General features: G+C 65.4%; 12 protein-coding genes. 7 read left to right on the forward strand and 5 right to left on the reverse strand.

The annotated features are described in order from the left end of the window. Positions 1–84 precede the first annotated feature (84 nt). The 3 genes from ACVI1L_RS16375 to ACVI1L_RS16385 all read left to right on the forward strand — a co-directional run bounded on the left by ACVI1L_RS16375 (position 85) and on the right by ACVI1L_RS16385 (position 4,088). Positions 85–861 (forward strand): acyl-CoA thioesterase domain-containing protein, encoded by a 777-nt coding sequence (locus ACVI1L_RS16375; RefSeq protein ID WP_456783301.1) that lies wholly within the window; start codon positions 85–87, stop codon positions 859–861. Positions 862–1,029: 168 nt separating this feature from the next. Next, the gene (locus tag ACVI1L_RS16380; protein ID WP_456783302.1) at positions 1,030–2,781 is read left to right on the forward strand and encodes a type I secretion system permease/ATPase; all 1,752 of its coding nucleotides are present in this window, start codon (positions 1,030–1,032) and stop codon (positions 2,779–2,781) included. Next, the gene (locus ACVI1L_RS16385) at positions 2,778–4,088 is read left to right on the forward strand and encodes an HlyD family type I secretion periplasmic adaptor subunit (RefSeq protein WP_076832588.1); all 1,311 of its coding nucleotides are present in this window, start codon (positions 2,778–2,780) and stop codon (positions 4,086–4,088) included. The genes ACVI1L_RS16380 and ACVI1L_RS16385 overlap by 4 nt, the downstream gene beginning before the upstream one ends. A 313-nt stretch (positions 4,089–4,401) precedes the next feature. Here ACVI1L_RS16385 and ACVI1L_RS16390 read toward each other — a convergent pair whose 3' ends face one another. Beyond that, entirely contained in the window at positions 4,402–4,884 is a 483-nt protein-coding gene (locus ACVI1L_RS16390; protein WP_253604962.1) for a CinA family protein, read from the reverse strand. 173 nt (positions 4,885–5,057) lie between these two features. Here ACVI1L_RS16390 and ACVI1L_RS16395 point away from each other — a divergent pair, with 173 nt between their 5' ends. From ACVI1L_RS16395 to ACVI1L_RS16410, 4 genes are read left to right on the forward strand one after another with little or no spacing between them, the layout of a single operon-like run. After that, on the forward strand, positions 5,058–6,134 hold the full coding sequence (locus ACVI1L_RS16395; protein WP_076832583.1) for an amidohydrolase family protein: 1,077 nt from the start codon (positions 5,058–5,060) through the stop codon (positions 6,132–6,134). Then, positions 6,131–7,240 carry an amidohydrolase family protein gene (locus ACVI1L_RS16400; RefSeq protein WP_456783303.1) on the forward strand — a complete coding sequence of 370 codons (1,110 nt, stop codon included), beginning with the start codon at positions 6,131–6,133 and terminating at the stop codon, positions 7,238–7,240. Before ACVI1L_RS16395 ends, ACVI1L_RS16400 begins: the two co-directional genes overlap by 4 nt. A 53-nt stretch (positions 7,241–7,293) precedes the next feature. Then, positions 7,294–7,707 carry a Rieske (2Fe-2S) protein gene (locus tag ACVI1L_RS16405; protein WP_076832577.1) on the forward strand — a complete coding sequence of 138 codons (414 nt, stop codon included), beginning with the start codon at positions 7,294–7,296 and terminating at the stop codon, positions 7,705–7,707. 42 nt (positions 7,708–7,749) lie between these two features. Continuing rightward, a complete protein-coding gene (locus tag ACVI1L_RS16410; protein ID WP_210263000.1) occupies positions 7,750–8,334 on the forward strand; it encodes a class I SAM-dependent methyltransferase in 585 nt (194 codons plus the stop codon). A gap of 39 nt (positions 8,335–8,373) precedes the next feature. Here ACVI1L_RS16410 and tcuB read toward each other — a convergent pair whose 3' ends face one another. From tcuB to ACVI1L_RS16430, 4 genes are all read right to left on the reverse strand, one after another. Then, on the reverse strand, positions 8,374–9,477 hold the full coding sequence (gene tcuB, locus ACVI1L_RS16415; RefSeq protein ID WP_456783304.1) for a tricarballylate utilization 4Fe-4S protein TcuB: 1,104 nt from the start codon (positions 9,475–9,477) through the stop codon (positions 8,374–8,376). Positions 9,478–9,493: 16 nt separating this feature from the next. Continuing rightward, positions 9,494–10,894 carry an FAD-dependent tricarballylate dehydrogenase TcuA gene (gene tcuA / locus ACVI1L_RS16420; protein ID WP_456783305.1) on the reverse strand — a complete coding sequence of 467 codons (1,401 nt, stop codon included), beginning with the start codon at positions 10,892–10,894 and terminating at the stop codon, positions 9,494–9,496. 128 nt (positions 10,895–11,022) lie between these two features. Further along, a complete protein-coding gene (tcuC, locus tag ACVI1L_RS16425; RefSeq protein WP_076832572.1) occupies positions 11,023–12,333 on the reverse strand; it encodes an MFS transporter in 1,311 nt (436 codons plus the stop codon). A gap of 278 nt (positions 12,334–12,611) precedes the next feature. After that, a complete protein-coding gene (locus tag ACVI1L_RS16430) occupies positions 12,612–13,511 on the reverse strand; it encodes a transcriptional regulator GcvA (RefSeq protein ID WP_028336584.1) in 900 nt (299 codons plus the stop codon). Between the last annotated feature and the right edge of the window lie 128 nt (positions 13,512–13,639).

Consider the following 13,639-nt stretch of genomic DNA (forward strand, 5'->3'; position numbering starts at 1 on the left):
ATGAATGGCCTTTTGTCATGGCCGCTATTCTTGGATCAGATTGGCTGAACGCTCAATCCTGTTCATCTCAAGGGACCATTCGCCTTGGCCATCTTCGAACCGCTCGCCACGCCCCATCACTGGGAGCCCGCGGCGCTGGCGGCCGGGCCGTTCACCGGCCTTCAGGGCGGGGCGGTCGCAAGCCTGCTGACCGGCGAGGTCGAGGCCATGGCCGGTGCGCGCAATTGGGGCACCGCGATCTCGGCGACGGCCTGGTTCCTGCGGCCGACGCCAATGGCGGAACTGCGCACGCACGTTACCGTGGTGACCGAAGGCGGCCGGGTCAGCGTCGTCGACAACACGCTCTGGCCGGCCGGTGAGGAGCGACCCTGCGCGACGGTGCGCGTGACGCTGTCGCGCGAGCGTGCCGTCGAGGTCCCGGGGTTTTACGGGAGCGCAGCCGATCCGGTGGATCCCACGGCATTTCCGTTGCGCAACCTACACGCCGTCCATGGCCGCAGCTGGTTCATGGATGCGATGGAAGCCCGTGCCGGCGGCGATACCGCCTGGTTTCGCTTGCATCACGCCGTCATTGCGGACGCCGGCCCATTGGCGCGGGTGCTCGGCCCGGCTGACTGGACCCACGGCATCGCGCGGCCGGTCCAGAACGTGGTGGCAGACCCCAATCCGAACCTTGCGGTGCAGCTGTTCCGGTCGCCGCGGGGCGCCTGGATCGGCGTTCGCGCCGATGCGCGCTGGCGCCCGGAGGCGGGGCTCGGTGTCGGCAGCGGGGTGTTGCTCGATGTGGATGGCGAGATCGGCCGGGTCTCGATGTCGGTCATTCTCGTGCCGCTTCCGGGAAGCGCGCCCGCGCGAGGCTAGGGTTCCGCCGCCGGTTAACCCTGATTTATTCCGTCAACTGTCGGTGCGATCACAAAATGAGGCCGCGAACCATGCTTTGGTTCACGCGACTTAAAATGGACGGTGGTCGCAAACGTCTATACAACGTGGTGATCACGTAACTCTTTTGTTTTGCAGAGATCAGTTTTTATGGCAGCCGCGCCCGCTGTCCGGCGTTCCGAACTGGCTGAGGCGCTGCGCGCTTGCCGCAGCGCCTTTATCGGCGTCGGCCTCATCAGTTGCATGATCAACCTGCTCTACCTGACAGGTTCGATGTTCATGCTGCAAGTCTACGACCGGGTGCTGCCGAGCCGCAGCGTTCCGACCCTGGTCGGCCTCGTGGTCATCGCCGCGGTCCTCTACATGGCTCAGGGCGTGCTCGACCTGCTGCGCGGACGGATCCTCGGCCGCGTCGGCACCTCGCTCGACGAAGCGCTCAATGCGCGGGTGTTCGACACCGTCGTTCGGCTGCCGCTGATGGCCGGCAATCGCAGCGAAGGCCTGCAGCCGCTGCGCGACCTCGACAATGTGCGCTCCTTCCTCGGCAGCATGGGTCCCGGCGCGTTCTTCGATCTGCCATGGCTGCCGTTCTACATGGTGATCTGCTTTGCCTTCCATTGGCTGCTTGGCGTCACGGCGCTGGTCGGCGCGATCATCCTGGTGACGCTGACGCTGATCACCGAATACTTGTCGCGCACGCCGGCCAAGGAAGCGATGACGCTCGCGGCGCGGCGCAACGATCTTGCCGCCTCCAGCCGCCGCAACGCCGAGGTGCTGGTGGCGATGGGCATGGCCGGCCGCATGAACAGGCGCTGGAACGAGGCCAACGAGGAATATCTGTCCGGCAACCAGCGTGCGAGCGACGTCACCGGCGGGCTCGGCGCGGTCGCCAAGGTGCTGCGCATGATGCTGCAGTCCGCCGTGCTCGCGGTCGGCGCCTATCTCGTGATCCATCAGGAGGCCACCGGCGGCATCATCATCGCCGGCTCGATCCTGAGCGCGCGGGCACTGGCGCCGGTCGATCTCGCGATCGCGCATTGGAAGGGCTTCGTCGCCGCGCGGCAGAGCTGGCAGCGGCTCAACCGCCTGCTGCAGCAGATGCCGGCGCGCCCCGAGCAGACGCTGTTGCAGGCGCCGGAGAAGAAGCTTTCGGTCGAGGCCGTGACTATGGTCGCGCCGGGCGACCAGCGCGCCATCGTGCAGGACATCACCTTCGCCGTCGAAGCCGGCAGCGGCGTCGGCGTGATCGGCCCGAGCGGCTCCGGCAAGTCGTCGCTGATCCGGGCGCTGGTCGGCGTCTGGATGCCGGCGCGGGGCAAGGTACGGCTCGACGGCGCCGCGCTCGACCAATGGTCGTCCGACCAACTGGGGCGCCACGTCGGCTATTTGCCGCAGGACGTCGAACTGTTTGCCGGTACGGTCGCCCAGAACATCTGCCGGTTCGATCCCGACGCCAAGTCCGACGGCATCATCGCGGCGGCCAAGGAGGCCGGCGTGCATGAGATGATCATCAAGATGCGCGAGGGCTACGACACCCAGGTCGGCGAGCAGGGCACCGCGCTCTCCGCGGGCCAGGCGCAGCGCGTGGCGCTGGCGCGGGCGCTGTACGGCAACCCGTTCCTGATCGTGCTGGATGAGCCGAACTCCAATCTCGACAGCGAAGGCGACGAGGCGCTGACCCGCGCGGTGCGCGGCGCCCGCGAGCGCGGCGCGGTCGTCGTCGTGGTTGCGCACCGGCCGATCGGCATCGAGGGCGTCGACCATCTGCTGGTGCTGAAGGACGGCCGCATGCAGACCTTCGGGCCGAAGGAGGCTGTGCTCGCGCAGGTGCTGCAGCGTGCCGCGCCGCCGGTGCCGACGCCGATCAAGATCGTCGCGGATGCGGGAGCCGCAAAGTCATGACCGATCAACCGCGCAACGCACATCGCTCGATCCGCAAGCATCTGATCGTCGGCCTCGCCGTGGTTCTGGTTCTCGGCGGGGGCGTCGGCGGCTGGGCCGCAACGGTGCCGATCTCGGGTGCGCTGATCGCGCCGGGCTCGGTGGTGGTCGAATCCAACGTCAAGAAGGTGCAGCATCCGACCGGCGGCGTGGTCGGCGAGGTGCGGGTGCGCGACGGCGACGTGGTCAAGGCGGGCGACATCGTCGTGCGCCTCGACGAGACCGTCGTGAAGGCCAGCCTTGCGATCGTGGTCAAGACGCTGAACGGTCTTTATGCGCGCGCGGCCCGGCTCGAGGCCGAGCAGCAGGGCCGCGACAAGATCACCTTCCCGCCGCAGCTGCTCGAGCAGGCCAAGGATCCGGACGTTCGCGACATCATGGCGAGCGAAACCAAGCTGTTCGAGGTTCGCGTCAACGGCCGCACCGGCCAGAAGGCGCAGCTGCGCGAGCGCGTCACCCAGCTCAACGAGGAGATCTCCGGCCTGCAGGCGCAGGAGAGCGCCAAGGACAAGGAGATCGCGCTGGTGCAGCAGGAGCTGGTCGGCGTCCGCCAGCTCTATGAGCAGCATCTGGTGCAGCTGACGCGCCTGACCACGCTCGAGCGCGACGCGGCGCGGCTCTCCGGCGAGCGCGCGCAGTACATCGCCTCGCGCGCGCAGGCCAAGGGCAAGATCACCGAGACCGAGCTGCAGATCATCCAGGTCGACAAGGACATGCTGGCGGAGGTCTCGAAGGACCTGCGCGAGACCAACGACAAGATCGGCGAGTTCGTCGAGCGCAAGGTCACCGCAGAGGACCAGCTCCGCCGCATCGACATCCGCGCGCCGCAGGACGGCGTCGTGCTGCAATCGACCGTGCACACCGTCGGCGGCGTCATTACCGCGGGCGATGCCATCATGATGATCGTGCCGAAGGCCGACGATCTGTCGGTCGAGGCCAAGGTCAATCCGCAGGACATCGACAAGCTGCAGGTCGGACAGAAGACAGTGCTGCGGCTCTCCGCCTTCAACCAGCGCACCACGCCGGAGCTGAACGGCGTCGTCACCCGCGTCTCCGCCGACGTCACCACCGACCAGCGCACCGGGCAGAGCTATTACACCATCCGCGTCTCGATGCCGCCGGAAGAAGTGGCGCGCCTCGGCAGCGAGGTGAAGATCATCCCGGGCATGCCGGTGGAAGCCTTCGTCCAGACCGGCGACCGCACCATGCTGTCCTATCTGATGAAGCCGATGAGCGACCAGTTCATGCGCTCGTTCCGCGAGAAGTGAGCCGCGCGCTGCTCTTGTAGCCCGGATGAAGCGCAGCGAAATCCGGGAACAGTCGCTCAGCGGATGAAGTCGTCCCGGATTGCGCTTCGCTTCATCCGGTCTACGCAGTCCTCGTTAGATTGCAGGCTCTTTCCCCAAGTCGTCCCTGCGAAACCAGGACCCATAACCACAGGATCGAGTTGTTGAAGCAGGCTGTGGCTCCAGCGGACCATCGTCAATTGCCATCGGTGATTATGGGTCCCGGGTCGCGCTTCCGCCTCCGCTCTTCGAGCTTCGGTGAGACAAGTCGCTTGCCCGGGACGACAGGGAAAAATTACCGTTCCAGATTCTTCAACAACAGCTCCAGCGCCGCCTTCGCAAATGCCTGCATGTTCGCCTGCCGGTCGCCGCTCGCGGTCTCCAGCGTGATCACCTGCTGGTGGGGGCCTGCGACCGCCATGCAGCTGTGGCCGGCGGCATCGCCGTAGCGGTTGCCGGTCGGGCCGGCGGCACCGGTCTCCGACAATCCCCAGTCGGTCGCGAGGCGCTCGCGGATCTGCCGCGCCAGCAATTGCGCGTAAGGTTCCGACGCCGAGCGGAGCCCACGCATGGCGTCGTCGGGAATGTCCATCAGCGCGCGCCGCGCGTCGCGGGTGTAGATCACGCCGCCGCCGAGGAAATAGGCCGACGCGCCGGGAACCGCGAGCAGCGATGCGGAGATCAGTCCGCCGGTTGAGGATTCCGCGACCGCAATCGTCTGCTTGTTCGCGATCAGTTTTGCGGCGACCTGTTCGGCGATGGATGTGAGCGCGTTCATCGGCCTTCTTTCTCGTTGCTTGCCATGAAAATCCCGTGGGGCGTCCTGCCCTCCTAGCACACCACGCAGCCCTTTGCCGAGTTGCAGGCCGCGGCATGGCCTGATTGAATGCAAGACAAGAACCAGGCGCCGCCCGACAAGCTTGTCGTGAGAGCGTGCGCGGAGGAAACATCATGACGTCGCCGATCGCGGGCGGCGTGGATTGCGATCTGCATCCCGCCGTGCCTCACCTCACCAGCCTGCTGCCGTACATGAACGACTACTGGCGCGACCAGGTGACGACGCGCGGCATGACCGACCTGATCTCGCAATCCTATCCGACCAATTCGCCGATCTCGTCGCGGCCGGACTGGCGTCCAGCGCAAGGCAAGCCGGGCTCGAGCCTTGCGGACATGCAGCGGCAGGCGCTCGACCAGTTCGGCACGGCCTACGGCATCTGCAATCCGCTCTACGGCGTGCAGATGGTGTTCTCCGAGGACATGGCCGATGCGTTCTGCCGCGCGCTGAACGACTGGCTGGTCAAGGAATGGCTCGACAAGGACGATCGCCTGCGCGGCTCGATCGTGATCCCGGTGCAGAGCATCGAGAAGGCGGTCGCCGAGATCGAGCGCTGTGCGCAGGACAAGCGCTTCGTGCAGGTGTTGATGCTGGTGATGGGCGACATGCCGCTTGGCAAGCGGCACTACTGGCCGATCTACGCCGCGGCGGAACGGCTCGGCCTGCCGGTCGGCATCCATGCCGGCAGCGCCTATCACAATCCGCCGACCTCGGTCGGCTGGGGCTCCTATCACATCGAGGATTATGTTGCGCAGGCGCAGGCGTTCCAGACCCAGCTCACCAGCCTGATCGTCGAGGGCGTGTTCGCGCGCCATCCGAACCTGAAAATGGTGATGCTGGAGTCCGGCTTCACCTGGCTGCCGCCATTCCTGTGGCGGCTGCACAAGTTCTGGCGCGGCGTGCGCATGGAGACCCCGTGGGTCGACCGCGCGCCGCTGGAGATTGTGCGCAGCAACATCCGCTTCTCGCTGCAGCCGGTCGATGCGCCGCCGGACGGAGACACGCTGAACCGCCTGTTCGACCATATGCAGTCGGACGAATTGATCCTATTCTCGTCAGATTATCCGCATTGGCAGTTCGACGGTGACGAGGTGCTGCCGCACGGGTTGTCGCAGGATCTGGTACGCAAGATCATGATCGATAATCCGCATGCGACCTATGGCCGGCTCAAGGTGAAGGAGAAGACGCCATGAACATCCAGCTCCGCGAGCGTCCCGAAACCGCATTGCCGACCAGCATCAAGACCGCGATCGCCGACTGCGACATCCATCCGGCCCGCGCCACCAAGGATGAATTGTATCCTTATCTCGAAAAGCGCTGGCATGCGCATCTCGAGACCTTCGGCGTCCATGCCTATCAGGGCATGATGGGAGGCCCGCCCTATCCGAAGGCGCAGCCGAATGCGTCGCGCCGCGATGCCTATCCGCCGGAAGGCGGCCCGCAGGGCTCGTCGCTGTCCTTCATGCAGAGGCAGCATCTCGATCCCAACAATGTCGCGCTTGGCGTGCTCAACCCGCTCAACACCGGGCAAGGTATCCGCAATCAGGATCTCGCCGGCGCGATCTGTTCGGCAATCAACGACTGGCAAATCGAGAAATGGACCAGCAAGGATACCCGGCTGAAAGGCTCGGTCGTCGTCGCCAATGAGGATGGCATGTCGGCCGCCGCCGAAATCCGCAAGCGCGCAGGCGACACAAATTTCGTCCAGGTGCTGCTGCTGAGCCGCAATGTCGAGCCGCTCGGCCAGCGCCGCTACTGGCCGATCTATGAGGCGGCACAGGAAGCCGGCCTTCCGATCGGCGTGCACGCATTCGGCTTCGGCGGCAACCCGATCACCGCGTCGGGCTGGCCGAGCTACTATATCGAGGAGATGGTCGGGCATTCGCAGTGCCAGCAGACCGCGCTGGCGAGCCTCGTGCTCGAGGGCGTGTTCGAGCGCTTCCCGAAACTGAAGATGGTGATGGTCGAGGCCGGCTTCGGTTGGGCGCCGTCGCTGGCCTGGCGGCTCGACAAGGTGTTTTCGCGGCTGCATGCCGAGGTGCCGCATCTGAAGCGCAAGCCGTCGGAATATATCCGCGACCACATCTGGTGGACGACGCAGCCGATGGAGGATCCGGAGAGCCGCGACCATCTGTTCCAGACCATCGAGTGGATCGGCTGGGACAGGCTGCTGTTCGCGACCGATTACCCGCATTGGGATTACGACGAGCCGTCGCGCGTGCTGCCGGCCGGCGTCAGCGATGCCAATCGCCAGGCGTTCTATCTCGACAACGCCAAGCAGCTGTACGGTATCGCATGATCCGAAAAAGTGGGAACCGGTTTTTCGAATCAGATCATGCGTGAGAACGATTGATGACGCGGCATGTGATAGCCCCGGTGGACGAGCTGCCGCCGGGTTCGCGAAAATTTCTCGAGATCGACGGACGGCCGATCGCGGTCTTCAACGTCAAGGGCGAGTTCTTCGGCCTGCTGAACCGCTGCCCGCATCAGGGCGCGGCGCTGTGTGAGGGGCCGCTGATCGGGCTCGCGTCGTCGTCGGACCCCGGCGAAATCGAATACACCAAGCTCGGCGAGATCCTGCGCTGCCCCTGGCACGGCTGGGAGTTCGACATCCGCACCGGGCAGTCCTATTGCGACCCGCGCCGCTTCCGCGTGCGCGCCTATCCGGTCAGCGTCGAGCCGGGCACCAATGTGGTGAAGGGACCGTATGTCGCCGAGACCATCAAGGTCGCGGTGGAGAGTGACTACGTGGTGGTGGATTTGTAGCCGCGACCGTCCCGAAATCCTGTTCACCGGAGATGGCAATCGGTGAGCGTCGTGCAAAGCATCCTCTTGCGTGCGTTTGGCCGCCCCCGGGGCCTGCTGGGGAGGCTCGGCGGCATGATCATGGCGCGCACCAATGCAGATTGCGGCGCGTGGGTCGCAGATCGCCTAGAGGTAGGACCTGATGACAGCGTGCTCGAAGTCGGGTTTGGTCCGGGCGCCGTCATTCATCGCCTGTCGACATTGGTGCCGGTCGGACGCATCGCGGGCATTGATCCGTCGCAGGAGATGGTCGGGCAAGCTCGCGCCCGGAACGCGGCCGCGATCGAGGATGGTCGTGTCGAGCTTCGGCTTGGCTCCGTGGAACGCATGCCATTCGATGCGAATAGCTTCGACGCGGCGCTGGCGATCAACTCGATGCAGGTCTGGCCGGATGCCGTCGCCGGGCTACGTGAGGTCCGTCGCGTGATGAAGCCGAGCGGCAGGATCGCACTCGGCTTTACGCGCTACTCCGGACAGCCCAAGGAAGGGGTGACGGAAAAGCTGGCAGCGGCCGGCTTCACGCAGGCTCAGCTGGTCGAGACAAATGAGTGGTTCTGTGCGCTGGCGACAAAGCCCGATGCAAGATGAGTTCGTAAGCCGGGCTACGCTGCGCTAACCCACCACCATTCATTCCGCCATCATCTGCCGTTCGCGCGCATAGCGCACCAGCGCGACAAAGCGGTAGATACCGTGCACGAATTTGCCGTAGGGCATGGTGATGAACAGCGCGAACACCACGCCCAGATGCAGCGCCAGCAGCGGGCCCATCGCGGCGGTCTCGCGCCACAGCAGCAAGGCGAGGCCGGTGATGCTGGTCAGGAACAGCATCAGGATGAACGCGGTGTCCATGCCCATGCGCTGCTCGTCGACCAGCACGCGGTCGCGCTTCCATTTCTCGCCGAGCAGGCCGAGCGGGCCGACCACGAGCCCAATGCCGCCCAGCGTGCCGAGCACGACGGGCAGGTCCCACCACGCATAGGGTGCCTCGCGCGCCAGGAGGTAGTGATACAGCGTGCCGACGCAGGTCGCGGCGAAGCACAGCGCGAAGCCATAGAAGGTGAAGTGGTGATACAGCTTGCGGCGGTCGGTCGGCTGGTCGTCCTCGTTGAAGCAGCCGACACCGCCGCCGTCGAGATAGCGCAGCTCGCCGGCGTCGCGGACCGCCTGCAACAGCGCCTTCGCATCCGTCGTCATGCCGACCGGCTCGCCGATGTCGCGCCAGAAGGCGCGCACGCCCATCACCAGCGCCAGGATCGCGTAGAGCAGGGCGGCGCCGAACAGCAGCGCCATCGCATTGTGCGGCATCAGTTTGTAGAACGCGCCGGGACCGGTGTGGATGCCGGTGAGGACGCCGCGATCATTGACCGCGGCGAAGCCGAAGATGAAGGCGGCGACGCTGAGCGCTGCGATCAGGCTGATGACGAGGCCGTTGCGCGCGAATGCGCCGGCAAAGGCGCGCGGCCAGGCATAGGCGGCATAGGATTCGGCGCGCGCGACCGCCAGCGTCTTCGGCACATTGACGTTGAATTCGTGCGGCGGCGAGAACTGGCAGTCGGTGTAGCAGGCGCCGCAGCTATGGCAGAGGTTGGCGAGGTAGTTGAGATCGCCGTCGGAGAAGGCGCGGCGCATCTCCATCGCGGGAAACACCGCGCACAGGCCCTCGCAATAGCGGCAGGAATTGCACACCGTCATCAGACGGTCGGCTTCCTGCAAGATACTCGTCCCGTGCATCGCGTCAGTCCCGCCTTCAGTTCCGCGCATTCTTGGCTGCTTCCCGGCCGGCGACGCGGCCGAACACGCTGCCGATGGTCATGCCGATGCCGGCGGCATAGCCCTTGCCGAGCACGTTGCCGGCCATGATCTCGCCGGCGGCGAACATGTTGGCGGACGGCTTGCCGTCCTTCATCAGTATCCGCGCCTCCCTGTTCACGCGGGTGCCGAGATAGGTGAAGGTGATGCCGGGCCGCACCGGATAGGCGAGATAGGGCGGCGTCTCGATCCGGCGCGCCCAATGCGTCTTCGGCGGCGTGATGCCTTGGGTAGCGCAGTCGTCGAGGATGGTGTGGTCGAAGGTGCCGGGCTGCACCGCGGCGTTGAACTCGGTGATGGTCTTTTCCAGCGCGGCCGCGTCGAGCTCGAGCTTGCCGGCGAGCTCGGCAATCGTCGCACCCGCGATCGGCGGAAACAGCGTCGGCATGAAGCTCGTCACCACGGTCGAGTCGAAGATGATGTAGGCGATCTGGTCCGGCTGCGCGGCGACCAGCCGGCCCCAGATCGCATAGCGCTTGGGCCAGATGTCCTCGCCCTCGTCGTAGAAGCGCTCGGCATGCCTGTTGACGACGATGCCGAACACGACCGAATCGTGACGGGTGATGATGCCGCCGTCGAATTTCGGTGCGCGGGCGTCGATCGCCACCGCATGGCATTGCGTCGGATCGCCGATCTCCTGAACGCCCTTCGCGAGCAGCATCTTGAGGATCGCGCCGCTATTATAGGGCGTGCCGCGGATCAGGAAATTGTCGGCCGCATCGCCCCAGGATTCCTTCAGCCATTCGATGTTGGCCTCGAAGCCGCCGGCGGCCGCAACCAGGGTCGAGGCGCGGACTTCGGTCTTGCCGCCGACCGGCTGCTTCAGCTGCGCCGAAAGGAACATGCCGTCCTCGACCATGAGATCGATGACCTCGGCATCGTAGAGGATGTCGACGCCGAGCTCCTCGGCGGTGCGATAGAGCGCGTTCAGCATCGCGCGGCCGCCGCCGAGGAAGAACGAGTTGGTGCGGCCAAGGCTCAGCGTGCCGCCGAGCGACGGCTGCCAGCGCACGCCCTGCTCGACGATCCAGTTCAGGATGTCCTTGGACTCGTGGATCATGAAGCGGGCCAGTTCCTCGTCGGTCTGGCCGCCGGTCACCAGCAGCAAATCCTTCCAGAACTCCTCCTCGGTGTAGGGACCGGTGAGGATCTCGGTCGCCGCGTCATGGGCGCAGCGCATGTTGCGGGTGTGGCGGGTGTTGCCGCCGCGATAGAATTTCGGGGCGCCTTCCAGCACCAGGACGGAAGCGCTGGCGCGCCGTGCGCTGATCGCAGCGCAGAGCGCGGCGTTGCCGCCGCCGATCACCAGCACGTCGAACCTGCGCGTCAGATCAACCATGCGCTCTTGTTATCGTTGTTGGCATGGAAAGCAACACGGCCGGACGCATGAGCATGATCCGGAAAAGCGTGTCGCGATTTTCCGGGGAAGTCATGCCCAGCGAGCCCGCCCGGCCGCGAAGTGGAATATCAGGCCGCAACCGTCTCGCGCTGCTCGATGGTCTGGCCGCCACGATAGACGATCAGCGCGGCGACGATGCCGAGAGCTGCGGCGCACATCAGCCAGTAGCCGGGCGAAGCCTTGTCGCCAGTTTGCTGGATCAGCCAGGTCGAGGCGAACGGCGTGAAGGTGCCGAACAGCCCGGCCGCCAATGCAAAGGCCAGCGAGAAGCAGGTGGTGCGGACATGCGCCGGCACGATCTCGACCAAGCAGCCCAGCATGGTGCCGCTGTAGACGCCGAAATAGAACGAGAACATCATCTCGACCGCCAGCATCTTGCCGAACGAGGGATTGGTCACCAGCCAGTGCAACGCCGGATAGGCCGTGATGAGGGACAGGCCGGCGATCGCCAGCAGCACCGGCTTGCGGCCGATCCGGTCGGACACCGCGCCGCCGACCGGATTCCAGATGAAATTGGTCACCGCAACCAGCAGCGTCACCAGCAGCGCATCCTGGGTCGAGAGCTTCAGCACGGTCTTGCCGAAGGTCGGCGTATAGACGGTGACGAAGTAAAAGGTGGTGGTGGTCAGCACCGCGATCATCATGCCGAGCACGACGATGCGCCAGTTCGCGATCGCCGAGGCGAACACCTCGCTTGCGGTCGGATGCTTCTTCATCGCGAGGAACGCCGGGGTCTCCTCCAGCGTCCGGCGCAGGAAGAAGATCACCGGGATGATCAGGCAGCCGACGAAGAACGGGATGCGCCAGCCCCAGGAGGCCACGGTCGCGGCCGGCATGCTCTCGCTGAGGACGAAGCCGAGGATCGAGGCGACGAAGATCGCGACCTGCTGGCTCGCCGACTGGAACGAGGTGTAGAAGCCGCGATTGCCGGGCGTGGCGATCTCCGCGAGATAGACCGAGACGCCGCCGAGCTCGACGCCTGCGGAGAAGCCCTGCAGCAGGCGCGCGATCAGCACGATGATCGGCGCCGCAATGCCGATGGTCGAATAGCTCGGGCAGAGCGCGATCACCACGGTGCCGATAGCCATGATCGACAGCGTCACGATCAGGCCCTTGCGGCGGCCGATGCGGTCGATATACGCGCCGAGCACGACGGCGCCGACCGGGCGCATCAGGGCGCCGAGCCAGAACACGCCGAACGCGTTGAGCAGCGCCGCGGTCTCGTTCTCGGAGGGGAAGAAGGCCTTCGCAATCGCCTGGGCATAGAAGCCGAACAGGAAGAAGTCGAACTGCTCGAGGAAATTGCCGCTGGTCGCGCGCAGGATGGCTCCAAGACGCGATTTGATCTGCGGGACTTGCGATGAACTCGACTGCGACATAACGCCCTTTCCTCCCCGTGACAAAAACGGCCGGCGCAAATTGTCTCGCCGGCCAAAGCAGTTAACTGCCATGTGCGGCAATTTGGCACGGCTGTCCGGCGCGACCAACCCGGAATCACGCGGGGGGCTATGGGAAAAAAGCCGTAGGTGGAAATCGCAGGGAGCTTTTCGAGCGAAGGGGATACCGGTTCGCGCGAAGAAACCTCGTCAAAACAACGATCTGGCGCTTCAGCCCAGGTTCAATCAGAACCGAAGCTCCGGCCGGCGCGTGCGCCGCATCAAGGCGCGGCGTGCGCCGTTGTGCCGAGCCAGCTCCGGAACGCGGAGAGCTTTGGCGTATCGGCGCGTCCCTGCGGCGAAACCAGGTAGAAGCCGGCGTCGGCCGGTAGCGCGATCTTGAAGGGAACCACGAGGCGACCCTTGGCGATGTCGTCCTGCACATAGGAGGTGCGGCCCATCGCGATGCCGATGCCGTCGATCGCGGCCTGGATCGTCACGAACAGCAGGTCGAAGGTGACGCCGGGCTGCTTGGAAATATCGGTCGGCAGCCCCGCCGCGGTCAGCCACAGCCGCCAGTCGTCGCTGTTGGCGTTGCTGGTGTGCAGGAGCGTGTGATCCCTGAGGTCTTCAGGGCATTTCAGCGGCCTGGTTCCCTGCAGCAGCGACGGGCTGCACACCGGAAACAGCTCATCCGCCATCAACCAATCGGCACGCAGGCCCGCCCATTGGCCGCGGCCATAGCGGATCGCCGCGTCGACCTTGTCGCGCTGGAAGTCGACCAGGCTGGTCGAGGTGGTGATGCGAACGTCGATGCCGGAATGCGCCTCCTGGAAGGCCGACAGCCGCGGCAGTAGCCATTTGGCGGCAAGCGATGCCAGCGTCGAGACCGTCAGCACGTGATCGTCGTCCCGGCGTAGCAGGCGATCGGTGGCGAGCCTGAGGTCGTTGAAGGCGGCCCGGACGCCGGGAAGGTATTCGGCAGCCTCCGGCGTCAGGCTCAGCGAGCGGTTTTGGCGGACGAACAGGCGGACGCCGAGCTCCTCCTCAAGCCGCCGGATCTGATGGCTGATCGCGGTCTGCGTCACGTTCAGTTCGGACGCCGCCAGCGTGAAGCTCATATGCCGCGCGGCGGCCTCGAACGCCCTCAGGCCATTCAGCGAAGGCAGGCGGCTGGTCATCTCTGGGGCGTCTCCAAATACATGACTTTAATTCATGCGAAACGGTACAAAGTGTCGTTTGTGAGCGGGCCGAATAGCCCCGATATTACCGCCAACAGGTTACCGACAGGAGCCGCAGATGTCCATTT

It is taken from the genome of Bradyrhizobium sp. USDA 4516 (assembly GCF_054055915.1).